Origin of the sequence: Sphingomonas sp. TDK1 (assembly GCF_001650735.1) — a bacterium.
GTDB lineage: Bacteria > Pseudomonadota > Alphaproteobacteria > Sphingomonadales > Sphingomonadaceae > Sphingomonas.
Genome location: NZ_LXVY01000034.1, coordinates 425,242 through 449,715, shown reverse-complemented (window position 1 = coordinate 449,715; position 24,474 = coordinate 425,242). Strand labels below are relative to the sequence as shown.

Annotated in this window: 27 protein-coding genes and 1 riboswitch; of the genes, 15 read left to right on the top strand and 12 right to left on the bottom strand. The window is 65.3% G+C overall.

What is annotated here, in order from left to right; genetic code table 11:
* Positions 1-147 precede the first annotated feature (147 nt).
* A riboswitch (cobalamin riboswitch) is annotated at positions 148-346 on the bottom strand.
* A 54-nt stretch (positions 347-400) separates the two neighbouring features.
* Positions 401-904 (bottom strand): hypothetical protein, encoded by a 504-nt coding sequence (locus A7X12_RS18750; RefSeq protein WP_198162077.1) that lies wholly within the window; start codon positions 902-904, stop codon positions 401-403.
* Between the two features lie 102 nt (positions 905-1,006).
* On the opposite strand from A7X12_RS18750, the gene A7X12_RS18745 reads away from it, so the two are divergent.
* From A7X12_RS18745 to A7X12_RS18730, 4 genes are all read left to right on the top strand, one after another.
* Positions 1,007-1,717: a response regulator transcription factor gene (locus A7X12_RS18745; RefSeq protein WP_064313067.1), complete on the top strand. Its 711-nt coding sequence runs from the start codon at positions 1,007-1,009 to the stop codon at positions 1,715-1,717.
* A complete protein-coding gene (locus A7X12_RS18740) occupies positions 1,714-3,039 on the top strand; it encodes an ATP-binding protein (protein WP_064312950.1) in 1,326 nt (441 codons plus the stop codon). Before A7X12_RS18745 ends, A7X12_RS18740 begins: the two co-directional genes overlap by 4 nt.
* A 101-nt stretch (positions 3,040-3,140) precedes the next feature.
* Positions 3,141-3,836: a carbonic anhydrase gene (locus A7X12_RS18735; protein ID WP_064312949.1), complete on the top strand. Its 696-nt coding sequence runs from the start codon at positions 3,141-3,143 to the stop codon at positions 3,834-3,836.
* The gene (locus A7X12_RS18730; protein WP_064312948.1) at positions 3,833-5,344 is read left to right on the top strand and encodes a SulP family inorganic anion transporter; all 1,512 of its coding nucleotides are present in this window, start codon (positions 3,833-3,835) and stop codon (positions 5,342-5,344) included. The genes A7X12_RS18735 and A7X12_RS18730 overlap by 4 nt, the downstream gene beginning before the upstream one ends.
* Before the next feature lie 62 nt (positions 5,345-5,406).
* Here A7X12_RS18730 and A7X12_RS18725 read toward each other — a convergent pair whose 3' ends face one another.
* The 5 genes from A7X12_RS18725 to A7X12_RS26395 all read right to left on the bottom strand — a co-directional run bounded on the left by A7X12_RS18725 (position 5,407) and on the right by A7X12_RS26395 (position 9,470).
* Positions 5,407-7,305, bottom strand: a complete 1,899-nt coding sequence (locus A7X12_RS18725; protein WP_064312947.1) for a potassium transporter Kup — start codon at positions 7,303-7,305, stop codon at positions 5,407-5,409.
* A 202-nt stretch (positions 7,306-7,507) separates the two neighbouring features.
* A complete protein-coding gene (rplI, locus tag A7X12_RS18720; protein WP_064312946.1) occupies positions 7,508-8,101 on the bottom strand; it encodes a 50S ribosomal protein L9 in 594 nt (197 codons plus the stop codon).
* 11 nt (positions 8,102-8,112) lie between these two features.
* Positions 8,113-8,337: a 30S ribosomal protein S18 gene (gene rpsR / locus A7X12_RS18715; protein ID WP_010543816.1), complete on the bottom strand. Its 225-nt coding sequence runs from the start codon at positions 8,335-8,337 to the stop codon at positions 8,113-8,115.
* Positions 8,338-8,350: 13 nt separating this feature from the next.
* Entirely contained in the window at positions 8,351-8,725 is a 375-nt protein-coding gene (rpsF, locus tag A7X12_RS18710) for a 30S ribosomal protein S6 (RefSeq protein WP_010543817.1), read from the bottom strand.
* Positions 8,726-8,876: 151 nt separating this feature from the next.
* A complete protein-coding gene (locus A7X12_RS26395) occupies positions 8,877-9,470 on the bottom strand; it encodes a PEPxxWA-CTERM sorting domain-containing protein (protein WP_064312945.1) in 594 nt (197 codons plus the stop codon).
* A 278-nt stretch (positions 9,471-9,748) separates the two neighbouring features.
* On the opposite strand from A7X12_RS26395, the gene fabD reads away from it, so the two are divergent.
* The 11 genes from fabD (at position 9,749) to A7X12_RS18650 (ending at position 21,988) form a co-directional block, all read left to right on the top strand.
* Entirely contained in the window at positions 9,749-10,684 is a 936-nt protein-coding gene (fabD, locus tag A7X12_RS18700; protein WP_064312944.1) for an ACP S-malonyltransferase, read from the top strand.
* Between the two features lie 12 nt (positions 10,685-10,696).
* Complete coding sequence (fabG, locus tag A7X12_RS18695; RefSeq protein ID WP_064312943.1) at positions 10,697-11,437, top strand: 3-oxoacyl-[acyl-carrier-protein] reductase; 741 nt, start codon at positions 10,697-10,699, stop codon at positions 11,435-11,437.
* Between the two features lie 36 nt (positions 11,438-11,473).
* Positions 11,474-12,007, top strand: coding sequence for a hypothetical protein (locus A7X12_RS18690; RefSeq protein ID WP_064312942.1), 534 nt, complete (start codon positions 11,474-11,476; stop codon positions 12,005-12,007).
* 100 nt (positions 12,008-12,107) lie between these two features.
* On the top strand, positions 12,108-12,356 hold the full coding sequence (locus tag A7X12_RS18685; RefSeq protein WP_010543822.1) for an acyl carrier protein: 249 nt from the start codon (positions 12,108-12,110) through the stop codon (positions 12,354-12,356).
* A gap of 135 nt (positions 12,357-12,491) precedes the next feature.
* Positions 12,492-13,751: a beta-ketoacyl-ACP synthase II gene (gene fabF / locus A7X12_RS18680; protein ID WP_064312941.1), complete on the top strand. Its 1,260-nt coding sequence runs from the start codon at positions 12,492-12,494 to the stop codon at positions 13,749-13,751.
* Between the two features lie 4 nt (positions 13,752-13,755).
* Entirely contained in the window at positions 13,756-14,772 is a 1,017-nt protein-coding gene (gene mltG, locus A7X12_RS18675; RefSeq protein ID WP_064312940.1) for an endolytic transglycosylase MltG, read from the top strand.
* 78 nt (positions 14,773-14,850) lie between these two features.
* Positions 14,851-16,455 (top strand): S10 family peptidase, encoded by a 1,605-nt coding sequence (locus A7X12_RS18670; RefSeq protein WP_064312939.1) that lies wholly within the window; start codon positions 14,851-14,853, stop codon positions 16,453-16,455.
* Between the two features lie 271 nt (positions 16,456-16,726).
* Positions 16,727-18,505: a methyl-accepting chemotaxis protein gene (locus tag A7X12_RS18665; protein ID WP_232318574.1), complete on the top strand. Its 1,779-nt coding sequence runs from the start codon at positions 16,727-16,729 to the stop codon at positions 18,503-18,505.
* A gap of 155 nt (positions 18,506-18,660) precedes the next feature.
* Positions 18,661-20,274 (top strand): alginate export family protein, encoded by a 1,614-nt coding sequence (locus tag A7X12_RS18660; RefSeq protein WP_232318573.1) that lies wholly within the window; start codon positions 18,661-18,663, stop codon positions 20,272-20,274.
* A 337-nt stretch (positions 20,275-20,611) separates the two neighbouring features.
* A complete protein-coding gene (locus tag A7X12_RS18655) occupies positions 20,612-21,082 on the top strand; it encodes a YaiI/YqxD family protein (RefSeq protein ID WP_064312937.1) in 471 nt (156 codons plus the stop codon).
* A 135-nt stretch (positions 21,083-21,217) separates the two neighbouring features.
* Positions 21,218-21,988 (top strand): PEPxxWA-CTERM sorting domain-containing protein, encoded by a 771-nt coding sequence (locus tag A7X12_RS18650; protein ID WP_064312936.1) that lies wholly within the window; start codon positions 21,218-21,220, stop codon positions 21,986-21,988.
* Here A7X12_RS18650 and A7X12_RS25225 read toward each other — a convergent pair.
* From A7X12_RS25225 to eda, 6 genes are all read right to left on the bottom strand, one after another.
* Complete coding sequence (locus A7X12_RS25225; RefSeq protein ID WP_010543827.1) at positions 21,918-22,097, bottom strand: hypothetical protein; 180 nt, start codon at positions 22,095-22,097, stop codon at positions 21,918-21,920. The two genes, A7X12_RS18650 and A7X12_RS25225, sit on opposite strands and share 71 nt — an antisense overlap.
* A gap of 9 nt (positions 22,098-22,106) precedes the next feature.
* A complete protein-coding gene (locus tag A7X12_RS18645; RefSeq protein ID WP_064312935.1) occupies positions 22,107-22,403 on the bottom strand; it encodes an antitoxin Xre/MbcA/ParS toxin-binding domain-containing protein in 297 nt (98 codons plus the stop codon).
* Positions 22,403-22,564 (bottom strand): hypothetical protein, encoded by a 162-nt coding sequence (locus A7X12_RS26005; RefSeq protein WP_198162076.1) that lies wholly within the window; start codon positions 22,562-22,564, stop codon positions 22,403-22,405. Before A7X12_RS26005 ends, A7X12_RS18645 begins: the two co-directional genes overlap by 1 nt.
* 128 nt (positions 22,565-22,692) lie before the next feature.
* Positions 22,693-23,460: a type I methionyl aminopeptidase gene (gene map, locus A7X12_RS18640; RefSeq protein ID WP_064312934.1), complete on the bottom strand. Its 768-nt coding sequence runs from the start codon at positions 23,458-23,460 to the stop codon at positions 22,693-22,695.
* A gap of 1 nt (position 23,461) precedes the next feature.
* The gene (locus tag A7X12_RS18635; protein WP_064312933.1) at positions 23,462-23,668 is read right to left on the bottom strand and encodes a ParD-like family protein; all 207 of its coding nucleotides are present in this window, start codon (positions 23,666-23,668) and stop codon (positions 23,462-23,464) included.
* Between the two features lie 193 nt (positions 23,669-23,861).
* Positions 23,862-24,446 carry a bifunctional 4-hydroxy-2-oxoglutarate aldolase/2-dehydro-3-deoxy-phosphogluconate aldolase gene (eda, locus tag A7X12_RS18630; RefSeq protein ID WP_064313065.1) on the bottom strand — a complete coding sequence of 195 codons (585 nt, stop codon included), beginning with the start codon at positions 24,444-24,446 and terminating at the stop codon, positions 23,862-23,864.
* Between the last annotated feature and the right edge of the window lie 28 nt (positions 24,447-24,474).

Below are 24,474 nucleotides of genomic sequence, written 5' to 3'. Positions count from 1 at the left end.
GCTCTTCAAAGGCGGTCGGTACAACTATCATCACGCGCGCTCATCCCATCCTGACATGCCCATCGGGCCGAGCGCGCCTGGGCGCACCCGGTCCGTCGATGTCGCTCGAACGGAAATACCGCGCCACAGCCGCACCCTGGGCCGAGCGTGAGCGACCCCGTGCCGGCAGGTCTCCTGGCTTGCGGGTCGCAGCGGTGCGGGCGCCTTCTCGGAATCGCTTCCAATGGTCTTTGCCCGACCGCTCTCCGCTTACAGTTGCAGGGGCAGCTGCGGCGTTGGACGCCGAGGCGTCCGCACCGCATTCCCTCTTCGCCCGCGAACGGGCACCGGCATGAGTAAGAAGGTGAAACCTTCGCGGCCGCTCTAGCTCCGCCCTCCGCGATACGCCAGAGGGTGTTGCTTATTGATAGAGTTGCGCGGTGCGTGGCAGCAGCTGGTCGATGCGAACGATCAGCCGGGACAACAAGGGCAGGGCGTCCGCGCCGTCGCCGAGCTGGGAGACCGCGCGCAGCTGATGCGTCGCTGCCACGGTGGCGCGGGTCGTACCGGCGATATCGGGCGCGCGGGCGATCATCGGCTCGTTTCGATTGACCCGCACCAGAAGCCAGGCGAGCTTGTGTGCCGCGTCGATCAGCTGGATGCGCTCGGCGGCCAGGAACGCCCAGCTTCCGGTCGCTTCGATCACCGCGGACGAAAGTCCGTCGAGGGCCGCAAGTAGGTGCCGGGGCTCGAACGCAGCATCACCCGGAGCGGGCGCTAGATCCTGAGCGAGCGTATCGAGCGGAAGCGCTTCGACCGCGCTGCGATTCGCCCGCATGCGGCCCGGTAGTACGGAGCGGTTCAGGCGCGGCATCTGCATGGTGATTCCCCCACGTTGTGCGCTGCTTCTATCGCCGGCGGCCATGCCCGGCCGTGACGCACGTCACGGAACAACTTGCCGCAGCGGCGTTGACCCTCCGAGACCGGCTCCTTACGTTCTTGCGCGATGTATGCAGGTGAACCTCCGCTGACCCTCCCCACCATCGTCTTGGTGGAGGACGACCCCCAGTTGCGCACGCTCACCGCGCGCGCACTCCAGGAAAACGGCTATACGGTCCGTCCCGCATCCTCCGCGCCGGAGATGTGGCTGGCCTTGGAGCAGGGGCCTGTCGATCTCGTGCTGCTGGACGTGATGTTGCCGGGAACCAGCGGTATCGATCTGTGCCGTGCGATCCGCCAGAAAAGCTCCGTCCCGATCATCTTCATTTCGGCCAAGGGCAGCGAGACCGACCGGGTCGTCGGACTCGAACTGGGCGCCGATGATTATCTGCCCAAGCCGTTCGGTACCCGGGAACTGGTGGCGCGGGTGCGCGCCGTACTTCGCCGCGGCGCGGGCGAGCGGGACGCGACCGAGCGACCAAAGGGTGAAATCACCTTCGACGGATGGACCGTCAACTTGCCGCGCCGTGAGTTGCTCTCGCCGACGGGTGCGGTGGTGGACCTGACCGGTGCCGAGTTCGACCTGCTCGTGACGCTGTGTGACCATTCGGGCCGCGTCATCTCGCGCGAGCGGCTGATCGAATTGTCGCGTACGCGGCTCGGCGACAGCTCGGATCGGAGCATCGACGTGCTCGTCAGCCGGTTGCGTCGCAAGCTTTCGGATGCTGGGCATCAGGCGCCGATCGTTACCGTGCGCGGCATCGGCTATACGCTCAACGTACCCGTGACCCGCACTTGAGGGCGTTTCTCAAGCGCCCCTCGGGATTGATCGGGCAGGTCTTCGCGATCCTGCTGCTGACGATCCTCATCGAATTTGCCGTTTCCACGCTTCTCTACGAGCGCGCGAGCCAGTTCGCGGTCCGCGACGACGAGGCGCGGCGTCTGGCGGAACATCTGGTGATCGCCCGCAAGCTGCTCGCCGAACAGCCGCCCGCGCGGCGCGAGATCCTCGCAGCCGATTTCACGACCTCGCGCTATGAAGTGCGCTGGATGCCCCAGCTCCCCAACGGCCTGCGCGAGCAGCCCGATCTGGATCGCCTCTACGAGCAGGTCGTGCTGTGGGAACCGACTCTAGCCTCCGACGGACTGCGGCTGCGATTGACTTCGCAGGGCAGCAAGGCACTGATCGTCGGAGCGGTGCCGATGCCCGACGGCAGTTGGATGTATTTTCGGACCCGCGAGCATGTCCACGCCGCCGACCTGGGCCTTTCGCGGATCCTGCTCGCGCTGGCCCCAGCGCTGGCGCTGATCCTGATCAGTGGCATTCTGCTCCGGCGAATGCTGCTTCCGATGCGACGGCTCGCGGTGGCGGCCGATCGGTTCGGCACAGGCGGCATCCTCGAAGTCGAGGAAGCTGGTCCCAAGGAACTGCGCCGTGTGATCAGCGCGTTCAACCGGATGCAGGAGCGGATCCAGCGGCTGATCGCCGATCGCACCCAGGCGCTGGCCGCGGTCGGGCACGACATGCGGACGCCGCTTGCCCGGCTGCGATTGCGCGCCGATGCGATCGCCGACCCGGACGTCCACGCCGCGGTCGAGACCGACATTACGGAAATGGAGGCAATGATTTCGTCGCTGCTCGCCTTCCTCGGGGGCGAGGGCGATAAGGAAATGCCCGCCCGCGTCGATCTCGCGGTGCTGTGCGCGACGATCGCAGACGATAATGCCGATCATGGCCGCGACGTCGAATATGACGGGCCGGATCATTTCGAGCATGTCGTGCGCCCCTTGATGCTCAAGCGGGCGCTCAACAACCTCGTCGACAATGCCGTGCATTATGCCGGCCAGTGCTGCATCCGCTTGGTGCCGGTGGAGGGCGCGGTGGCGATCCGTGTCGAGGACAAGGGCCCGGGTATCCCGGACGAGGATCTCCAGCGCGTCATGCAGCCTTTCGTTCGCCTCGATGCGGCGCGCTCGCGCGACACCGTGGGCTTCGGTTTGGGACTGTCGATCGTCGCCCGAGCGGCGGAGGCCGAAGGAGGCAATTTCCTGCTGACCAACCGGGAGGGCGGGGGTCTGCGCGCCGAAATCATCCTGCCGCGCGACGGGCCAATAGCTTAGCAACGTTTTCTTACGAACGCGCCGCGATGCAGCAAATGCTGACCGGTAGTTTGCGATCCTGAAGAGATGCCCGCGCCGCGGGTCTGTTACAGGAGCAAGCCGTGAACGAAGTGATCGGACGCGTCGTCGATTTCGAGAAGCAGGTCTTCCCGAACCAGCACGCCCTCTATTCCAAGCTCGCCACCCACGGGCAGAGCCCGAAGGCGCTGATGATCTCCTGCGCCGACTCGCGCGTCGTGCCCGAGCAGATCATCCAGGCGAACCCCGGCGATTTGTTCGTCTGCCGCAACGCGGGCAACATCGTGCCGCCCTTCGCCACCCAGAACGGCGGCGTGTCCTCGACCGTCGAATATGCCGTCGCGGCGCTCGGCGTACGCGACATCATCGTCTGCGGCCATTCGGACTGCGGCGCGATGAAGGCGCTGATGAACCCGGAAATGCTGGAAGGCATGCCCAACGTGACCGCCTGGCTCCGCCACAGCCACGCCGCCAAGTGCGTGGTCGACGGCGGCTATGACAATCTGGAAGGTGCGGACGCGGTCCGCACCGCGGCGCTGGAGAATGTCGTGGTGCAGCTTGCCCATCTGCGTACGCATCCGTCCGTCGCGGCGGGCATCGCGCGTGGCGAGATCGCACTGCATGGCTGGTTCGTCGATATCGGCGCGGGCATGGTGCTCGGCCTCGACGGCGAGAGCGGCCGCTTCATGCCGATCCGCGAGGATCGCCCGATGCCGGTGGCGCTGCCGGCCGGCCAGCGGCTGGCGCGCGACATCGAATATGCGGAGGCAGCCGAATGAGCACGGTCGCGGAAGCACCGAAGCCCAAGAGCTTCGTGCGCGACTTCACGGCGTCGATCGTCGTGTTCCTCGTGGCGATGCCCCTCTGCATGGGCATCGCCATCGCCTCGGGCGTGCCGCCTGAGAAGGGCCTGGTCACCGGCATCATCGGTGGCCTGGTCGTTGGCCTGCTCGCGGGTTCGCCGCTCCAGGTGAGCGGCCCTGCGGCCGGTCTTGCCGTTATCGTGTTCGAGCTGGTGCGCGAGCAGGGGCTGTCCGCGCTCGGGCCGATCCTCATCCTCGCGGGCGCCATTCAGGTGATCGCAGGCGTGCTGCGTGTCGGCGGCTGGTTCCGCGCAATCTCGCCCGCCGTGGTGCACGGTATGCTCGCGGGCATCGGCATTCTCATCGTCGTTGGCCAGTATCACGTGCTGTTCGACGCCAAGCCGCTCTCCAATGGTCTCGCCAATCTCGCGGCGATGCCGGGCAGGGTGCTTGGTCTTTCCATGGATCTTGCGTCGGCGGAGATGGCCCTTGCGCTGGGTATCCTCACCATCGTCACGATGCTCGGCTGGGACAAGTTCAAGCCGGCCGCCGTCAAGCTCGTCCCGGGCGCGCTGGTCGGCGTGGTCGCGGCGACATTGGTGGCGTTCAGCCTCAGTCTGGACGTGACTCGCGTCGCAGTACCGTCGAACATCGTCTCCGCGATCGCGCTGCCGGAGAGCGGTTTCTTCGCCAAGTGGCTGGATCCGGGCGTGATCACCGCCGCGATCGCACTCGCCTTCATCGCCAGCGCCGAAACACTTCTGTCGGCCGCCGCGGTCGATCGCATGCATGACGGCGTGCGCACAAACTACAACAAGGAATTGCGCGCACAGGGTATCGGCAACCTGCTTTGCGGCTTTGCCGGTGCATTGCCGATGACGGGGGTCATCGTCCGCAGCTCCGCGAACGTCCAGGCCGGTGCGCAGACCCGGCTTTCTGCGGTCCTGCACGGCGTGTGGATCCTCGGCTTCGTCGCGCTGCTGCCGTGGCTCCTGCGCGAAATCCCGATGGCGGCGCTCGGCGCGGTGCTTGTCGTGACGGGCGCAAAGCTGGTCAATCTCAAGCATGTCCGTCACCTGTTCGCGCATTACGGCGTGCTGCCGGCTGCAATCTGGGCCGTGACCTGCGCCCTGGTCGTGACCCAGGATCTGCTGACCGGCGTGCTGGTGGGCATCGCGCTCTCGCTGCTCGAACTCGTTCCGAATATCCGTCGCCTCGGCCTCAAGGTCGACCAGCAGGAGGAAGCGGGCGAACATCGCATTGCGCTGGCGGGTTCGGCCACGTTCATCACGCTGCCTAAGCTTTCGGATCGCCTGGAGTCGGTGCCCGGCGGCAAGTCCGTGCTGCTGGATGTGTCGCGGCTGGATGCGGTCGATCATAGCTGTGCCGAACTGCTGAAGGACTGGCTCCAGCGCCGCCGGGCCGGTGGATCCCCCGTCCATCTGCAGGGCGCCAGCGGCAAGACAGCCTTGCTCGCCGACTAAACTAAACCAGGTCACCCCGAAGAACTGGGGCGGCTTCCAAGGTGGAAGCCGCCCCATTTTTTTTAGATTTCCAGCTGGCTTCCCAGCTCGACGACGCGGTTGGTCGGGAGTTTGAAGAACTCCATCGCGCTTTCGGCGTTTCGTACCATCCAGGCGAACAGCTTCTCGCGCCAGATCGCCATGCCCGGCCGCGACGAGGGCAGCAGGGTCTGGCGTGCAAGGAAGTAGCTGGTCTCCATCGGCCGGAAAGGCGCACCGCAGTCCTGGATCGCGGCAAGTGCCATCGGCACGTCTACCTCATCCATGAAACCATAGTGGAGCACGACGCGGAAGAAACCGTCGCCCAGTGGCTCCATGGTCGTGCACTCGGCGCCACGGACATGGGGCACCTGCTCGATTGCCACTGTGAGCAGCACGATGCGCTCGTGCAGCACCTTGTTGTGCTTGAGGTTGTGGAGCAGGGCCGGGGGGATGCTGTCCGGCGTGGAGGTGAGGAACACCGCTGTGCCCTTCACGCGCGTCGCTGTCTGGGCGGCGGAGCGGATGAACAATGCGATCGGCATCGCGCCTTCCTGCAGCCGGTCCAGCACCAGTCGGCGGCCACGCGACCACGTGGTCAGCAACACGAACGCCACCGCGGCGACCAGCAGCGGGAACCAACCCCCGTCGGGGATCTTGGTGAGGTTCGACGCAAAATAGGCGCCATCGATCAGCAGGAACAGGCCGGTGACGAAACCGGCGAGCAGCGGGTGCCACTTCCAGACGGCGAAGGTCAGCACCCCCAGCATGCAGGCGGTGATGAACATCGTGCCGGTCACCGCAATGCCGTACGCCGAGGCGAGGTTGCTCGAGCTGCGGAAGCCCAGCGCCAGCAGCACCACCATCACCAACAGGCCCCAATTGACCAACGGCACATAGATCTGTCCGGCGGCCTTGGCGCTGGTGTGGAGGATGCGCAGCCGCGGCAGGAAGCCGAGCTGCACCGCCTGCTGCGACACCGAGAACGCACCCGAGATCACCGCCTGGCTTGCGATCACCGTCGCCATGGTGGCGAGGATGACGAGCGGCAGGCGCCCCCAGTCCGGCGCCATCAGGAAGAAGGGGTTCTCGATCATCGCGGGATTGCGCAGGATCGCTGCCGACTGGCCCAGATAGTTGAGCATCAGGCAGGGGAAGGCGATGTAAAGCCACGACACCATGATTGCGCGGCGGCCGAAATGGCCCATGTCGGCATAGAGCGCCTCGGCACCGGTGACCGCCAGCACTACCGAGCCGAGCGCGAGGAAGGCGAGCGTTGGATCAAGCAGGAAGAATTTCAGCGCGTACCAGGGGTTGAGCGCCCATAGGATTTCAGGCGCGGCAGCGATACCGCTGATGCCCAAAACTGCGATGACCGCGAAGTAGACCAGCATCACCGGCCCGAACAGCTTGCCCACCGCAGCCGTGCCGCGTGCCTGGATGGCGAATAGCGCGACGAGGATGGCGATCGTCACCGGCAGCACCAAGGGTGCGAATCCCTGTTCTACGGTGGTGAGTCCTTCGACAGCCGACAGGACCGACACCGCGGGCGTAATGATCGCATCGCCATAGAAGAGCGCGGTGGCGATCACGCCGGTCATCGTGATGGCGACGCGCCAGCGCGTGTCGCCCATCATCCGGGTGATCAGCGCGAGCAGGGCCAGGCTTCCGCCTTCGCCCTTGTTATCCGCGCGCAGGATCAGCGCGACATATTTGACGGTGACGATGGACGTCATCGTCCAGAAGATCAGCGACAGCACGCCGTAGATGTGCGCGGGATCCAGGGCCAGTCGGTGATGGCCGATGAGGCTTTCCTTGAGGGAATAGAGCGGCGACGTTCCGATATCACCGAACACGACGCCGATCGCACCGATCGCCAGCGCCGAGAACCGTTCTTGATGCGCATGCGCGGAGAGTGTTCCGTCGCTCGCTTGCTGCTCCACTGCGGGCCTCCGTTCCCCGACTGATTCGGGGTGTCACGCGGTACGCCTGCGCGATTTCGCGCACCAGTGGCTTCGGGGGGCGGGCGCCTCTCTTTCGGGAGGATTTCAGGACAGGTGTGGCGCGTTTCCACATCCGAAAAAAAGGAAAGGGCCGCACCGATCGCTCGGTACGGCCCTTGCCTTGTTGGTAGAGTCGTTCGACTCAGCCCTGCGCGTCTTCCGCGGCGGGGGCTTCGGTCGCGATCTCGCCCGGCTCGGCGTTGGGATCATATTCTTCGGTGAAGCCGGTCTCTTCACGCTCGAACATGGCCGACATGACGTCGACGCCCTGTGCCTGCATCTCTGCCTCTTCCGGCGAACGCGCGACGTTGACCTTGACGGTCACCGCGACTTCCGGGTGCAGTGCGACACGGACTTCGTACAGGCCGATCGCCTTGATCGGACGGTCGAGCACGATCTGCGCCTTGTTGACCTTGTGGCCGTCGGCGGTCAGCACGTCGACCAGGTCGCGCACCGCGACCGAGCCGTACAGCTGGCCGGTGTTCGATGCCTGGCGGATCAGGGTGACCGAAACGCCCTCGAGCGTCTTCGATTCCTTCTCGGCCTCGACGCGACGGGTCGCGTTCTCGGCTTCGATGCGCTCGCGATTGGCTTCGAAGACCTTGCGGTTGGCTTCGTTGGCGCGAAGTGCCTTCTTGCGCGGCAGGAGGAAGTTACGGGCAAAGCCGTCCTTCACCTTCACCACGTCGCCGATGTGGCCGAGCTTCTCAACGCGCTCCAGCAGAATGACTTCCATGGATCCGCTCCTTACTTAACGATGTAGGGCAGCAGGCCCAGGTGACGGGCGCGCTTGATGGCCTGGGCCAGTTCGCGCTGCTTCTTCGCGCTCACCGAGGTGATGCGCGAGGGGACGATCTTGCCGCGCTCGGAGACGAAGCCCTGCAGCAGGCGGACGTCCTTATAGTCGATCCGGGGCGCATCCTTCGCGGAGAAGGGGCAGCTCTTGCGGCGGCGGAAAAACGGTCGTGCCATGGTCTATCGCTCCTTATTCGCCGTCGAAACCGCCGTCGCGCTCGCGACGACCACGACGCTCGCGGTCACCCTTGCGCATCATCACCGACGGGCCCTGCTCGTGGCCGTCAACCTTGACGGTCATGTAGCGGATCACGTCTTCGTTGATCTGCGTCTGGCGCTCCAGCTCAGCGACCACGCCTGCCGGCGCGTCGATCTCGAGCATGACATAGTGCGCCTTGCGGTTCTTCGCGATGCGATAGGCCAGGCTGCGAAGACCCCAGGTCTCGGTCTTCACGACCTTGCCGTTGTTGTCTTCGACGATCTTGGTGGCGGTTTCCGCCAGCGCGTCCACTTGCGCCTGTGCCAGATCCTGGCGCGCAAGGAACACATGCTCGTACAGAGCCATTCGTTCTCTTCCATGTTGGCCGATCGCTGACGCCGCCCCATGCGGTCGCCCCTCCGGCTGTCGTCTCGATAAAGCAAACGGAGCGGACGCATTGCTGCTCCGCTCCGATCTGGTGCCCCTACCCGAAAGCAGGGGCAGAATGCAAGTGCAATCAGGCGGCGGCGAAGCGCACCTGCTGGCGGGCGCGCCGGCGGCGAAGAGCGCCGCCAGCCATGCCGACGCCGGCGATCATCATGCCCCAGGTTGCCGGCTCGGGTACGCCGGCGACTGCTTGCGATCCGAAGAACACGATATGCGACAGATCCTTGAGGTTCTTGCCGTGCGGAATGTCCATCGTGCTCCAGCTGCCGCTGCTCAGATCGGCCACCTTGTAGAGCGAGAAATAGCTGCCGGCCTTCACCGCCATATAGTCGATCACATAACCCGGCGTCGACCAGGTGCCCGACGTTTTTCCGGCGCCGGTGATCAGGCCGGACGTGGTGTCCGTGTCGAACAGGTAGTTCAGCTTGATGTTGGGCTGCGCGCTCGGAACGAAGTTATTGTAGAGGTTGTAGACGCCCTGCGCGAACTTGTAGCTGTTCGGGTTCAGCCCGTTCTGGCTGCCATTGATGTTGCCGAGGAACAGGCAGCCGCTGGAAGAGCTCACCGAACTGCACTTGCCCACGACGACGACGGAGGCGTTTGCCAGCGACGGTGCGGCTGCTGCCATGATTGCCGCGCCTGCAAGAATAGCCTTCAATTTCATCACAAATCCTCCCGCTCTCGTCTCAATAAAGCTGTGACGAAAGTACGGGTAGGTCAGAATGTCAGCAATGACAGTAGTTTAGGTTAACGGTGCCAAAAGCGGTCACGTGGTTCAGATTGACACGGAGCGCGCTGGCATTACCGCAGCAGAATTGTCTTGCTCCCGAAATTCGGTGTTGCGCTTGGCCGCGGCTCGACTCGAGCGGCAGGCTTGCGTTCGGCCCGTGTCTGGCCCTAACGCGCACGGCCATTCACAGCGCTTCCGCAGGAGACACATGTATGCGCGCGTTCCTATTTCCCGGACAGGGCAGCCAGGCCGTCGGCATGGGCAAGGCGCTGGCGGAGGCGAGCCCCGCTGCACGCGAGGTGTTCCAGGAAGTCGATGAGGCGCTGGGCCAGCATCTGTTTAAGCTGATGAGCGAAGGCCCGGAGAGCGACCTGACGCTTACCGCCAATGCCCAGCCCGCCATCATGGCGAACGCGATCGCGGTTCTCCGCGTTCTCGAAAAGGAAGGTGGCATCCGCCTTTCCGACAAGGCCGATTTCGTCGCAGGCCATTCGCTTGGCGAATATACGGCGCTGTGCGCTGCCGGTGCGCTCGACCTTGCCACGACCGCAACGCTGCTACGCAAGCGAGGGGATGCGATGCAATCGGCGGTGCCGGTGGGCGAGGGCGCGATGGCGGCGCTTCTGGGCGCGGACCTTGTCAAGGCGCAGGCAATTGCCGACGCTGCGGCCGAGGGCGAGGTCTGCGCGGTCGCTAACGACAATGATCCGACCCAGGTGGTGATTTCCGGTGCTCGCGGCGCGATCGAGCGCGCGGTCGCCCTTGCCAAGGACCATGGCGCGAAGCGCGCGCTGCTGCTGCCCGTTTCGGCCCCCTTCCATTGCCCGCTGATGCAGCCGGCTGCCGACGCCATGGAGAAGGCGCTGGCCGAAGTGGCGATCCAGGCGCCGCTGGTGCCGGTCTATGCCAATGTGACGGCGGCACCCGTCGTCGATCCCGCGACCATTCGTACGCTGCTCGTGGAGCAGGTGACCGGCATGGTCCGCTGGCGCGAATCGGTGTCGGCGATGTTCGATGCAGGCGTGCACGATTTCGTCGAGCTGGGCGGCAAGGTGCTCGGCGGCATGGTCAAGCGGATCAGCCCGGATGCGAGCGTGACCAGCGTCGTGACCATGGATGACATCGAAGCGCTTGTGAAAGCGCTCTGAGGAGATACGGACATGTTTGATCTTACGGGAATGACCGCGCTCGTCACGGGCGCTTCGGGGGGCATCGGTTCGGCGATCGCCAAGGCGCTGGCGGCGCAGGGCGCGAAGCTCGCGGTGTCCGGATCCAATGCCGAAAAGCTGGAAGCCTTCCGCGCCGGCCTGGGCGGCGAGCATGTTGCACTCACTTGCAACCTGTCGGACCGCGCCGCCGTCGACGCCCTCGTGCCGCAGGCGGTCGAAGCGCTGGGCGGCAAGCTTGATATCCTCGTCAACAATGCCGGCGTCACGCGCGACAATCTCGCGATGCGGATGAAGGACGAGGAGTGGGAGCAGGTGATCCAGGTCAACCTGGAAGCCGCGTTCCGCCTGATGCGCGCCGCTGCCAAGCCGATGATGAAGGCGCGCTTCGGCCGCATGATCTCCATCACTTCGGTCGTCGGCGCGACCGGCAATCCGGGTCAGGCAAACTATGCCGCTTCGAAGGCGGGCCTGGTTGGCATGTCCAAGGCGCTGGCGCAGGAGCTCGCCAGCCGCAACATTACCGTCAACTGCGTTGCCCCCGGCTTCATCCGGTCGGCGATGACGGACGTTCTGCCCGATGCGCAAAAAGAGGCGCTGCTCGGCCGTATTCCTGCCGGAAAGCTGGGCGAGGGCGAGGATATCGGCGCGGCGGTCGTCTATCTCGCCAGCAAGGAAGCGGCCTATGTCACGGGCCAGACCTTGCATGTGAACGGCGGGATGGCGATGCTCTGAGCCGAGGAGCTCCGGGGGCGTGGAGTAAGGAATATCATGCGTTTGGTTCTTGCCGCAGCATTTGCACTTGCCACCGCAACCCCGGCCTTGGCGGCGCCGGCGGATCCTGCCTCGATCGGCTGCGTCGCGCAGAAGCTTGACGCTGCCGTGAAGGCGCAGCTTGCCGCCGATGTCGAGCGTAACCTCGGCACGCCCGGCCAGCGTCCGCATTACGACCCGGCGGTCACGCGCGGATTGAACGACGCCACCACGGCGTGCGCGAACGAGCGCGGCTGGAGCGGGGCGTCCGCGACGGCGTCGGGGGTCTATGCGCTTGCCGAAGTCGGCATGCCGATCGCCAAGCGGGTGGTGCGGGATCGTGGTTTCGACCCGGCTGCGCTCGACCAGCAGTTTGCGGCGCTGCCCGACGAGGTCCGCCGCAAGCCCCTGAGCCCCAAGGCGACGCAGGATCTGATCCGCGCCGCCGTTACCGACGAAGCACAGCAGACTCGCGCCAATGCGGAACTGCTCGCGCAATATTTTGCGTTTCTCAACACGCTGGAATATGCTTCAGCCGACTTTTCCCGATAGCGGGTTGGGTGCCGCGCGGCACCCTCTTGCAACCGCCCCGGCGGCATTCTAGGTGCGGGAAAACGGATTCAGAGCCCCATCACAAAGGAAAACAGGGACCATGGCCAACCAGGAAGAGATCACCACCCGCGTGCAGGCGCTCGTTGTCGACCATCTCGGCGTCGACGCCAAGGACGTGGTGCCTACCGCGAGCTTCACCGATGACCTCGGCGCGGACAGCCTCGACATCGTCGAGCTGGTGATGGCCTTCGAGGAAGAGTTCGGGGTCGAGATCCCGGACGACGCCGCGGAGAAGATCAGCACCGTCGGCGACGCCGTTGCCTACATCTCCGAGCATCAGCAGGGCTGACGCTCGAACCGCGCTCCCGGCCCGATGGGCAGGAATTGCGACTAGGCGGCTTCCCGTCCCGTGCCTTTGGCGATGCGGACGGGGAGCCGTTTTGTATTACGAACGAACCGAACAGAAATTGACTGGAGAACTGCCATGCGCCGCGTAGTCGTGACCGGCCTGGGACTCGTCACCCCGTTGGGGGCCGATGTCGAAACCGCCTGGAAGAACATCCTCGCCAGCAAGTCCGGCGCGGGCACGATCACCAAGTTCGACGCGACGGATTTCCAGAGCAACTATGCCTGCGAAGTGAAGCCGGCCGATCATGAATATGGCTTCGACGCCGGCAAGCGTGTCGACCACAAGATCCAGCGCCAGGTCGATCCGTTCATCGTCTTCGGCATCGACGCCGCGGGCCAGGCGATCGAGGACGCCGGCCTGCTCGACATGCCCGAAGAGATGCGCTTTCGCGCCGGCTGCTCGATCGGTTCCGGCATCGGCGGCCTGCCGGGTATCGAGAGCGAATCGCTCGTGCTCGCCGAAAAGGGGCCGAAGCGCGTATCGCCGCACTTCGTCCATGGTCGCCTGATCAACCTGATCTCGGGCCAGGTCTCGATCAAATACGGCCTGATGGGTCCGAACCATGCGGTGGTCACCGCCTGCTCGACCGGTGCCCACTCGATCGGTGACGCCGCGCGGATGATCGCGATGGACGACGCGGACATCATGCTCGCCGGCGGCGCGGAAAGCACCGTTTGCCCGATCGGCATCGCCGGTTTCGGCCAGGCACGTGCGCTGTCCACCGGCTTCCGCGACGATCCCACCAAGGCCAGCCGCCCCTGGGACAAGGACCGCGACGGCTTCGTCATGGGCGAAGGCGCGGGCGTGGTCGTGCTCGAGGAATATGAGCATGCCAAGCGCCGCGGCGCCAAGATCTACGCCGAAGTCGTCGGTTATGGCCTGTCGGGCGACGCCTATCACGTGACCGCGCCGCATCCCGAAGGCTCGGGCGCGTTCCGCTCGATGCAGATGGCGATGCGCAAGTCGGGCATCGCGCTGGAGGACATCGACTATATCAACGCGCATGGCACCTCGACGCCGATGGGCGACGAGCTCGAACTCGGCGCGGTGCGTCGCCTGTTCGGCGATTCGATCGGCGGTGCGTCGATGAGCTCGACCAAGTCGGCGATCGGCCACTTGCTGGGCGGCGCCGGCGCGGTGGAGAGCATCTTCTGCATCCTGGCGCTGCGGGACCAGATCGTGCCGCCGACGCTCAACCTCGACAATCCGAGCGACAATTGCGTGGGCATCGATCTCGTGCCGCACGTCGCCAAGGAGCGGGGGGTGAAGGCGGTGCTGAACAACTCGTTCGGCTTCGGCGGCACCAATGCCAGCCTGGTGATGAAGGCGCTCTGATCCGATGGCGAAGAACGCGCGACCCCGTTCCGGCAAGCGTGCGCCCGCACGCAGGAGCCGGGGGCCGCGCGTCCTTCTCGTCGCAGCGCTGCTGCTGGTCGCTGCCTTTGCCGGGGGCTGGTTCCTCTGGGCGGGGCCCGGGCCGGCGACACAGGAGCTGAGCATCGTCGTCCCGGAGGGGGCGACGCTCTCCCGCGCGGCGCGCGAGCTGGAAAAGGCGGGGGCGATCCATTCCCGCCCGATCTTCCTGAGCTTCGCCAAGCTGCTCGGCGGCGGCAGCACGATCCGTGCGGGCGAATATCGCATCGCGCCGCGGACCAGTGCGCGGCAGATCCTGGAGATGCTGCAGGACGGCAAGACGCTGCAGCGGCTGGTGACCGTGCCCGAGGGCATGCCGTCGATCCTCGTCGCCGATGCGCTTGCGAAGGCGCCGGCGCTCACCGGAACCGCCAAGATCCCTGAAGAGGGTTCGGTGCTGCCCGACAGCTATGCCTATGTTCGCGACGAGCCGCGTGCGGCGGTGCTGGCGCGGATGCAGAAGGCGATGACCGCCTATCTCGCAAAGGCTTGGCGCGCGCGCGACAAGGGGCTGGCGGTGACCACGCCGCGCGAGGCGATCATCCTCGCTTCGATCGTGGAGAAGGAGACGGGCAAGCCAGCCGAACGTACGACCGTCGCGGCGGTCTATGCCAACCGCCTGAAAGCAGGCATGCCGCTCCAGGCGGATCCGACGATCATCTATCCCATAACCAAGGGCAAGCCGCTCGGCCGCCGCATCCTCCAGTCGGAGCTGCGGGCCAAGAACGGCTACAACACCTATGCGATGCGCGGGCTGCCAGAGGGCCCGATCGCCAATCCGGGGCGCGCGTCGATCGACGCCGTGTTGCACCCGGCGCAATCCAAGGCCCTGTACTTCGTCGCCGATGGCACCGGCGGCCATGTCTTCGCCGAGACCTATGCGCAGCACCAGGCAAATGTGGCGAAGTGGTATGCCATCCGCCGCGCTCGCGGGGAAATGTAACGTAACCCTCGCGCGCTTGTCTCGGCCGCGCGGCCATGTAACAAAGTCTCCCTAATCCAAGAATATAGGGGGAATTTAATGCGTCGTGCTGCCTTGATTGGTCTGTTCCTCGCTACCACCAGCCCGGTCTGGGCGCAGGAGAAGCCGGCGGCAAAGGGCCCGGACCACCGCGAGCAGATGAAGGCCGAGGCGGAGGCCGCCTGGGCCAAGCCTTCCGTGGACGAGACCGCAGCCGTCAGCCATGGCGCGGTGACAGTCGGTGGTCAGCGGATCGCCTACACCGCCACGGCGGGCACCCTTACGATCCGGGACGACGATGGGAAGCCGACCGCTTCCTACTTCTACACCGCCTATGTCCGGGACGGTGCAGCCCGCGACGGTCGGCCGGTGACGTTCTTCTATAATGGCGGGCCTGGCTCGCCTACGATCTGGCTGCACATGGGCAGCTTCGCGCCCGTCCGCGTCACCACCGCCAATCCCGAATATATACGCCCGGCACCCTATGGCTTCGGTCCCAATCCAAACTCGCTGATCGACAAGAGCGACCTCGTGTTCATCGATGCGCTGGGTGCCGGCTGGTCTCGCCCACTGGGGGAGAAGACCGGCAAGGACTTCTGGGGTGTCGACCAGGATGCCGACGGTTTTGCCCGTGCCATCTTGCGCTATACGAGCAAGTTCGATCGCTGGCCGAGCCCGAAATTCCTGTTCGGTGAAAGCTACGGCACGCTGCGCAACCCGGTGGTGGCGGCCAAGCTGGAGGCGGCGGGCCTCAGCCTCAACGGCATGGTCCAGTTCTCGACCATCATGAACTATGGTGTCCGCCAGCCGGGCTACGACCAGAACTACCTCACCTTGTTCCCCACCATGGCGGCGACGGCCTGGTATCATAACCGGCTCCAGAACCGCCCCGCCGACCTCCCAAGCTTCCTCGCCGAGGTCCGCGCCTTCACCAGCGGCCCCTATGCCGCAGCCCTCGCCAAGGGATCGACCATCTCGCCGGAAGAAAAAGCGGCGGTGGCGAAGAAGATGTCCGACTATACGGGCATCAGCGAAGCCTATATCCTCCGCGCCGATCTGCGTCTCACGCTACCGCGCTTCCAGACGGAGCTGATGCGCGATCGGCGCCTGGCGGTGGGCCGGCTGGATTCCCGGTACCTGCTCAACATGACGGATGCCAATGCCGACAGCCCGACCGACGATCCGGCGTCGACTGCGGTCACCGGCGCCTTCGTCGCTACCTTCCAGGACTATGCGACCAGGGTGCTCGGCTACAAGACCGACATGCCCTATCGCATGACGGCCCGCGGCCCAGGCTTCGACTGGGACTGGAAGCACCGCGCGCCCGACGACAGCGGCACGCACCTGATGCCCGACAGCGCGGTCGACCTGGCCTATACGATGCGTACCAATCCGTACCTGAAGGTGCTTTTCATCAACGGCTATTACGACTTCGCCACCCCCTTTTACGGTGCGGAGTTTGACGTCAGCCACATGCTGCTCGACCAGCAGCTGCAGAACAACACCCGCTTCACCTATTATGACGCGGGGCACATGGTCTATCTGAACCCGACCACGCTACCGCAAATGCACCGCGACCTCTCCACCTGGTACGACGAGGCATTGCGGACGGCGGCATCCAGCACCCCGCCGGCACGACCGGCCGCCAAGGCCGCGCAGAACTGAGCACAGACGGGTGGAGCGGCGGCCCGCTCTACCCGGACTGTCCTTAAGGAAAATCCCCTAAGATCCAATTCAAATACCATTAGCATCTTTTGATAGTCGCGATTCGTTGGCTATAAAGTGGTATTATTGGTCCTAAAAACACAGCGCCTGGATTGCTCGGTTCTATAACTATCCGGAATGGATGTTTCCGGAGGGTCTCGTGCGTATTTTGAATGATATCAGCATTGGTAAACGCCTTTTCATCATTGGTGCGGGGTCACTGATTGGCCTGGTGTTGGTCATTCTTCTTGCCATCAATCAGCTCGACAGCTCGCTCACGAAAAGCTTTCAGGCCCGCACCAAGCAGGCGGTGGACATCGCCTATAGCCAGCTGGACCATTACGAAGCCGAGCAGCGCGCCGGCCGGATGAGCCAGGCGGACGCGCAGGCCGCCGCGAAGAAAGTGGTGGGCTCGATGCGCTTCGGCGAACGCGACTATTTCTTCATCCTCGATACCGATCACATCATGGTGATGCATCCGGTGAAGCCGGAGAAGGTCGGCAAGTCGACCTACGATACAAAGGATGCCGTCGGCGCCTATCATTTCCGCGAAATGGTCAAGGTCGCTGCGGAGCAGGGCGCGGGGTTTGTCTCGTACGAATATGAAATGCCGGACGGGAAGGGCGTCAAGTCCAAGATCTCCTATGTTCGTGCGTTCAAGCCCTGGGGGTGGGTGGTCGCCACCGGCGTGTTCGACGAAGAGATCCAGGCAGCGGTGCACGACGCCGAGATCAAGCTCGGCATGGCCGCGCTGGTAATCGTGCTGGTGCTGGTCGCCGCCGTCCTCTTCGTGAGCCGCTCGATCACGCTGCCGCTCGGTGCCATCACCGGCCGCATGCGCGGGCTGGCCGGCGGCGACACCGCCGCGGCGATCCCGGGCGCGGGTCGCAAGGACGAGATCGGTGCGATGGCGGGTGCGCTCGAGGTGTTCCGCCAGAATGCCGAAGCGAAGGTCCATGCCGAAGCCGCCAAGGCTGCCGCCGATGCCGACCAGCAGGCGATCGTGCTACTGCTCTCCGAGAAGCTCCAGGCGATGTCCGAGGGCGATCTGACCAGCTCGATCACCACCGCGGTTCCGCCGGCATATGGATCGCTCCGCGACAACTTCAACAAGGCGCTCGAGAATCTTCGCGAACTGATCAGCGTGTTGTCGGAAGCGACCAAGAGCATCGAGGGCGGCTCGACCGAAATCTCCGCCGCCTCGGACGACCTTGCCCGCCGAACGGAATCGAACGCGGCGAGCCTCGAACAGACCTCGGCCGCGCTACAGCAGATGAACGATCGCCTGAGGTCGAGCGCCGACGCCGCCGACCGCACGGTGGGCTTCACCCAGGAGGCGATCGGCATCGTCGACTCCGGCCGCACTACGGCGACCGAAGCGACCTCGGCGATGGACCGGGTTTCGGAAAGCGCACGCGGCATCGACAATGTTATCGAGGGCCTGGACAAGATCGCCTTCCAGACCCGCGTTCTCGCCATGAACGCCGCCGTCGAAGCGGGCCGGGCAGGGGAAGCGGGCCGCGGCTTCGCCGTCGTCGCCGATCTGGTTTCCGCACTGGCGATGCGTGCCGAAGAGGAAGCGCGTCGGGCGCGGGAGCAACTCACCACCACCCAGGCCGATATCGTCGTCGCCGTGGATTCGGTGAAGAAGGTGGATGCGGCGCTCGCCAACATCACCGCCAGCGTCAGCCAGGTACACGAGTTCATCGAGGTGGTCGCCATCGACAATCGTGCGCAGTCTTCGGCGATCAGCGAGATCGCGACCGCGGTGGGGGTGATGGACCATTCCACCCAGCAGAATGCGGCGATGGTCGAGCAGACCTCGGCCGCCGCGCGCAACCTGGCCGGCGAAGTCAGCGGGCTCACCCGCCAGGCGGCGCGGTTCAAGGTCGGCCCCGGCCGCACGGCGAGCGCTGCCTCGGTCCGCACCCCAAAGGCGTCGCGCCCTGCCACGGTCGCCCGCCCGGCGCCGACCATCGCCGTCGGCTCCGAGGAATGGGCGAGCTTCTGACGCTCTGCGGGCGGCACTCCTAGGGCTGCCCGCCTCCTTTCCGAACATTGGATTCCCGGAGGGCACCGCGCCCTTGCAGGACGATCGCGATGCTCCGCCCACAGGGACAGGGGCGGCGCATCGCGACGTGCTGCCCAGCTTGGACGATTGATTGCATGTCGCGTACCCGCACTTTCCTGCCCCTGATCGCCACCATGGGCCTGAGCCTTTCCCCCCAACTCGCCGGCGCGCAGACCGTCGAGCAGATCGAGCCGGCGGCGCTGCTGGTCGTCACCGGCAGTGCACAGGTCGTGCCGGAGCAGCGTGCCGCCCCGCAGCAGGACGCCGCCCCGCCGCAGAACATCCCCCCGCAACCGTCCACGCCGCCCGCTGAAGCGGTAACGCCGCGTGCACCTTCGTCGCCCGCCACCTTTACCTATCCGGCCCATGCCGACGGGTTCGGGATCAAGCTCGGCGGCTACAACGCCTCGCGCTGGGCCGAGGACTGGCGCGGCATGCGCAATCCCGGAAAACGCGACGATCCGCTCGACCGGCTCAAATATCTGCCGATAGATGCCGACGGCATCGCCTATGTCACGCTTTCGGGCGAGATCCGGTTGCGGGAGCAATATGTCTCGCAGCCCGGGCTTCTGCCCGGCGATCATCGCCGGGAACAGCTGCTGCGGGTATTCGCCGGCGCCGACGTGCATGTCGGGCCGCTGCGCGCCTTTGGCGAGCTCGCGCATGGCGGGCTTGCCGGCTATAATATCGGGGCGCCCGCAGCGAAGTCGCGCAACGATCTGTTCGCCCAGCAATATTTCGTGGAGCTTAGCGGCTCCATCGCCCGCGGGTTGGCGGGGGGCGTGCGCTATGGCCGGCAGGAATTCAGCGACGGGGCGCCGGGCCTGATTTCGGTGAAGGACGATAATTCGATCCATACCGAGTTGAACGGCGGCCGTGCCTGGCTCTCCTTCGCGCAGTTTCGCGCGGACATATTCGATTTCAAACAGACCATGCTCGGGATGGGCGGCAGCGGTGACGACCGGATCGACCACGCCACCCGCTTCTCCGGCGTCACCTTCGGCGTGGTGCTGGCCAATTCGGCCAAGCGAAAGGTCTTCTTCGATCCCTTTTTCTGGCGCGAGCGGAACGACATGCTCAAATGGGGCAAGGTGTCGGGGCTGGAGCTGCGCCATTACTATGGTGCGCGGCTGTGGGGCAGCACCGGCCGTTTGACCTTCGACTGGCTGGTCAACCATCAGGACGGCGAATATCGGGACCGCCCGATCGACGCATGGTTCCTGCAGGCCGCGCAGACCTATGCGCTGAGCGGCAAGGGCCTGAAGCCGAAGCCCGGCATCCATTTCGACTATGGCAGCGGTGGAGGTGCCTATGGCACGGGCACGATCCGCAACACCCGCACCATTACGGCGGGATCAATCGCCTACAGCTACCAGCTCGTGCTCAACCTGACGAACCTGTTCCAGGTCTCGCCGAACTTCACCATCTCGCCGAGCAAGTCGCTCGATCTTACCGCCGAGGTGCAGCACAGCCTGCGCGTGGACGAAAGCGATGCCGTGTATCGCGGTGCGGGCACCGCCTATGCCGGCACCCAGCTGGTGCGCGGCGCGCATGTCGGCGATGCGGCGCGCTTGCAGGCGACGTGGAAGGTGACCCCGCGCGTGTCGGTGATCGGACGCTATGAATATTTCGAGCCCGGCGCGGTGCTGAAGGCTGTCGGCTCCAAGGCATCCCATTTCCTTGCCGGCTGGGTCAGTCTTCGCTTCTGAGACGGCGAAGGTTCCGCAAGTTCCGGGAAGGCGACATCAACGCGGTCCCGGCCGCGGCGAGGGCGGTGCTGGTTCCAGCGCCGCCCTCGCGTCGCGTTCATAGCGCTGTATCGACTCGCCCTGGCAGGCGACGAACAGCAGCCGGCTGTCGAGGCGGCGGCGGCGCCCGACGATCTCGCCTCATCGCGCGATCGGAAAGGACCGTCGTCTTCAGGATGCAGAGGCGCGAGGATAGGCACGGATCTCCCTTGTCGGAAAGCGATTGGATTCTGGTTTGTTCTTTTCGGAGCCGCGCCGGATTTCGCATTTTGCCAATGCCTGTGGCAGGGGCTGGCCCATGCCGATCACGCCCCATATTCTCGTCGATGCCGATGCCTGTCCCGTGAAGGAAGAGATCTACAAGGTTGCCTGGCGGATGGAGGTGCCGGTCACCCTGGTCAGCAACGCCCACTTGCGCATCCCCCAGCACCCCTTGCTGACCCGCGTGGTCGTAAGCGACGGCTTCGATGCCGCGGACGACTGGATCGCCGACCATAGCGATGCGGGTTCGGTGGTGGTGACCGCGGACATCCTGCTGGCCGATCGCTGTCTCAAGGCTGGCGCGGCGGCGGTGCTGGCGCCCAACGGCAAGCCCTTTACCACCAGTTCGATCGGCAGCGCGGTGGCGGTGCGGGCGATCATGGCCGATCTGCGCGCGGGCGGCGACCGCATCGGCGGCCCGCCGCCCTTCGGCAAGGAAGATCGCTCGCGCTTCCTCTCCGCGCTCGATGTGGCGCTGGTGCGGGTCAAGCGCGCTTCTGCCGGATGATCTGCAGTACTGGTCGCCATTCCCTTGGCCAATAGCGGGACAAGCGGGCGTCTGCTTATCTTGACTCTCGGGCGATTTGGGATACGCCACCGTTAACTATCAATGTATTGGGGTGCATTCAGGGGAAGATTTGCGATGAAGAGTCCGATTCTGTCGAGCGCAGCATTGCTGCTTGCTGTTGTCGGCAGCGCGCCCGCCATGGCGGCGGATTTCTACCTCTTCAACAATTCGCCTAGCGGTACCGTCACGCTCACGGTGAACGGCGCCGGCAGCATCAATGCCTTCCAGACCGGCTGGTTCGACAGCAATGGCTCGCACTTCAACGGGTGGTCCAATTACCTCACCGGTAGCGTGACCAGCTGGGGCTCGACGACGGAGTATCGCTCCTTCTTCAGCTTCTTCCCGACAGGGACGGTGACCAGCGCATCGCTGACCATCGGCAACGCGCTCGCGGACGGCTATAGCAATGCGACGGGGCGGCCGCTCGAACTGACGCTGTACGACGTGACCAGCTCGATCGTCTCGCTGCAGCAATATAACGGTGCCAGGGGGATCTTCGACGATCTCGGATCGGGCACCGTGCTCGGCAAGATCACCGTCAACGGCGCGGCGTCGGGCTATACGATCGACCTGAACCAGGCCGGTGTCGATGCGGTCAACGCTGCCTATTCCGGCGTCGGCCCCTTCACCGTCGGCGCGCGCCTGAATGCCAGCGCGGTGCCGGAGCCCGCAACCTGGGCGATGCTGCTCGGCGGCTTCGCGCTGATGGGGGGGCGCTCCGTGCGCGGCGGCAGCGGACGACGGTCCGCTACGCCTGAGCGGCGATCCGTCCGGCTCAGTGCAGCTTGGCGATTGACAGCCCGTCGAGCTTGGCGCGTTCCTTCACCGACTCCTCGCTACGGGTGAGCGCCTTGGCGATCGCCCGTAGCGGCATGCCCTTCTTGGCGAGGGTGTGGAGCTTTTGCAGCTCGTCGGGGCGCCAGGGCTGGCGGTGTCGTTCGAAGCGTTCGGCCATGGCGACGTCTTAGTCGATCTTCGCCGCCGGGGCCATGCGGGCGCGCAACAGTGCGGCGACGCGTTCTGCGCCTGCTTCGCTGGTGCTGGCGATGTCGATCGGGCGTCCGCCCAGCGCCTCGTCTTCGCTGTTGAGGAACAGCAATGCGGTCTCGCGGTCGGGCAGCGACTGGAAGGCGAGCAGGGCAACCCGCGACTGGCGCGCGATGACTTCCGGCGCCAGCTTGGTCTTGGTGGCGCTGCGGAAGCGCTTGCGATCAAGCTCATCGGACGTCGCGCCGACCGCGACCTTGGTGATCGCGCCCATCAGGCGGCGGCCGCCATGGCATGGGCTTCCCGATAGGCCGAGATGCGCTCTGCATAGACTGCGGCGAATGCGCGGTGCGCCGCGCGCGAGGACATGCATGCTGCGCTACCGGCGCGGGTCAGGGCATTCTGGTAGCGGGAAAGGAGATAGGCGAGATCCATCGGCATATCCGTGCTGTGCAAGCGAGAACCTGATGGACCCAGCCGCCGGTGCTTACGGGAGGGAAGCCGGGGATATCCGCTAGATGGGGATCGCCCGGCCGTTTCGCAACCGTGGCGATCCCAAAGGGTCAGGCCAGCGCCCGTTCGCCCTGGCGCAGCGTCAGCACTTCGACGCCCGTCGCCGTCACCGCCACGGTATGCTCGAACTGGGCGGAGAGCTTGCGATCGTTGGTCACCACCGTCCAGCCGTCGTCGAGTGTCGTCACCTTGCGCGTACCCTGGTTCAGCATCGGCTCGATGGTGAAGGTCATGCCCTCGCGCAGCTTCATGCCGGTGCCGGGGCGGCCGAAATGGAGAATGGACGGTTCCTTGTGCATTTCGCGGCCGATGCCGTGGCCGCAATAGTCGCGAACCACCGAATAGCCGTGCTGCTTGGCATGCCGCTCGATCGCGGCGCCGATGTCGCCCAGCGTCGCGCCGGGACGGACCTGGGCGATGCCCTTCCACAGCGCTTCCTGCGTCACCTTCACCAGCCGCCGCGCCTGGGGCGAGACCTCGCCGACCATGTAGGTCTTGCTCGAATCGGCGATGAAGCCGTTCTTTTCCAGCGTGATGTCGAGGTTGATGATGTCGCCGTCGCGCACGACCGTCTCGGCGTCCGGCATGCCGTGGCAGACGACATGGTTGGGCGAGCAGTTGAGCACGAAACCATAGCCATATTGCCCCTTGCTGGCGGGGCGGGCGTGGAGCTCGTCGGTGATGTAGCGCTCGACCAGCGCGTCGATCTCGAGCGTCGACATGCCGGCGAGCGGCTGGCGGTCGAGCATCTCGAAGACTTGGGCGAGCAGCCGCCCGGCCTCGCGCATCAGATCGAGTTCGGCGGGCGTCTTGACCATGTCAGGCGGCCTCGAGCGCGGCGGCGCCGACCTGCGCCTCGGCCAGCTGGCGGCGGACGAGCTCGTGGAAGGGCAGGGTGGGGTTCGCCTCGGCGAGCATGCCGATCTTCATCCAGTACTCCGCCTGGGCGTTGATCGAGCGGCACATGACGGCGCTGGCGCGGCGGGCCTCCTCGTGGAGGTCGTCGGCGATTTTCACGATGCCCATGGGTGCTCCGGTGTGGGTCGAACTACGGAGCGTATATGGTTCGTATATTTGGGAGGGCAAGGGTTGAGAGCATTTAGCCCCTCTCCTTTAGGGGAGGGGTTGGGGTGGGGCTGTGTCTCGCAGAGACCAACCACCGTTCTGAAATCCCTCCACCCCCAAACCCCTCCTCCCAGGAGGAGGGGCTTAAGGTTGGTCAGCGCGGCAGCGCGGCGGCTTCGCGGGCCTTGGCTTCCACCTCTTCCAGCGATCCGCTGCTGATCCAGCTGCCGCCGACGCAGAGTACCGGATCGAACGCCAGCCATTCCGGCGCACTCGCCAGGCTGATGCCGCCCGTGGGGCAGAACTTCGCCTGGTAGAAGGGCGCGGCGAGGGCCTTGAGCGCCTTGAGCCCGCCGGAGGTCTCGGCCGGGAAGAACTTGAAGTGGCTGAGGCCGAGATCCATGCCGCGCATGATGTCGCCGGCATTCGCGATGCCCGGCAGATAGGGCACGCCGCTGCGGACGATCGCGTCGCCGAGACGATCGGTGAGACCGGGGGAGACGATGAATTCGGCATCCTCCTTCATCACCTGTTCGAACTGCTGGGTGTTCACCACGGTGCCGGCGCCGACGATCGCGCCGGGGACCTTTTTCATCTCGCGGATCGCTTCCAGCGCCGCCGGGGTGCGCATCGTCACTTCGAGCACGCGCAGGCCGCCCTTCACCAGCGCCTCGGCAAGCGGACGCGCCTTGGCGGCGTCGTCGATCACCAGCACCGGGATGACGGCTGCGGTGCGCATGATGGCTTCGATCGAAGGGCGGGTATCG

Coding starts and splice junctions, on each gene's coding strand:
- A7X12_RS18650 (WP_064312936.1), top strand. CDS start 21,218: ATGAAGAGTCCGATTCTGTCGAGCGCAGCATTGCTGCTTGCTGTTGTC.
- fabG (WP_064312943.1), top strand. CDS start 10,697: ATGTTTGATCTTACGGGAATGACCGCGCTCGTCACGGGCGCTTCGGGG.
- A7X12_RS18645 (WP_064312935.1), bottom strand. CDS start 22,403: ATGGGCGCGATCACCAAGGTCGCGGTCGGCGCGACGTCCGATGAGCTT.
- rpsF (WP_010543817.1), bottom strand. CDS start 8,725: ATGGCTCTGTACGAGCATGTGTTCCTTGCGCGCCAGGATCTGGCACAG.
- rplI (WP_064312946.1), bottom strand. CDS start 8,101: ATGGAAGTCATTCTGCTGGAGCGCGTTGAGAAGCTCGGCCACATCGGC.
- fabF (WP_064312941.1), top strand. CDS start 12,492: ATGCGCCGCGTAGTCGTGACCGGCCTGGGACTCGTCACCCCGTTGGGG.
- A7X12_RS18670 (WP_064312939.1), top strand. CDS start 14,851: ATGCGTCGTGCTGCCTTGATTGGTCTGTTCCTCGCTACCACCAGCCCG.
- eda (WP_064313065.1), bottom strand. CDS start 24,446: ATGCGCACCGCAGCCGTCATCCCGGTGCTGGTGATCGACGACGCCGCC.
- A7X12_RS18660 (WP_232318573.1), top strand. CDS start 18,661: ATGTCGCGTACCCGCACTTTCCTGCCCCTGATCGCCACCATGGGCCTG.
- A7X12_RS25225 (WP_010543827.1), bottom strand. CDS start 22,097: ATGGCCGAACGCTTCGAACGACACCGCCAGCCCTGGCGCCCCGACGAG.
- A7X12_RS18685 (WP_010543822.1), top strand. CDS start 12,108: ATGGCCAACCAGGAAGAGATCACCACCCGCGTGCAGGCGCTCGTTGTC.
- A7X12_RS18750 (WP_198162077.1), bottom strand. CDS start 904: ATGGCCGCCGGCGATAGAAGCAGCGCACAACGTGGGGGAATCACCATG.
- A7X12_RS18690 (WP_064312942.1), top strand. CDS start 11,474: ATGCGTTTGGTTCTTGCCGCAGCATTTGCACTTGCCACCGCAACCCCG.
- A7X12_RS18655 (WP_064312937.1), top strand. CDS start 20,612: ATGCCGATCACGCCCCATATTCTCGTCGATGCCGATGCCTGTCCCGTG.
- A7X12_RS26395 (WP_064312945.1), bottom strand. CDS start 9,470: ATGAAATTGAAGGCTATTCTTGCAGGCGCGGCAATCATGGCAGCAGCC.
- mltG (WP_064312940.1), top strand. CDS start 13,756: ATGGCGAAGAACGCGCGACCCCGTTCCGGCAAGCGTGCGCCCGCACGC.
- fabD (WP_064312944.1), top strand. CDS start 9,749: ATGCGCGCGTTCCTATTTCCCGGACAGGGCAGCCAGGCCGTCGGCATG.
- rpsR (WP_010543816.1), bottom strand. CDS start 8,337: ATGGCACGACCGTTTTTCCGCCGCCGCAAGAGCTGCCCCTTCTCCGCG.
- map (WP_064312934.1), bottom strand. CDS start 23,460: ATGGTCAAGACGCCCGCCGAACTCGATCTGATGCGCGAGGCCGGGCGG.
- A7X12_RS18730 (WP_064312948.1), top strand. CDS start 3,833: ATGAGCACGGTCGCGGAAGCACCGAAGCCCAAGAGCTTCGTGCGCGAC.
- A7X12_RS26005 (WP_198162076.1), bottom strand. CDS start 22,564: ATGGATCTCGCCTATCTCCTTTCCCGCTACCAGAATGCCCTGACCCGC.
- A7X12_RS18635 (WP_064312933.1), bottom strand. CDS start 23,668: ATGGGCATCGTGAAAATCGCCGACGACCTCCACGAGGAGGCCCGCCGC.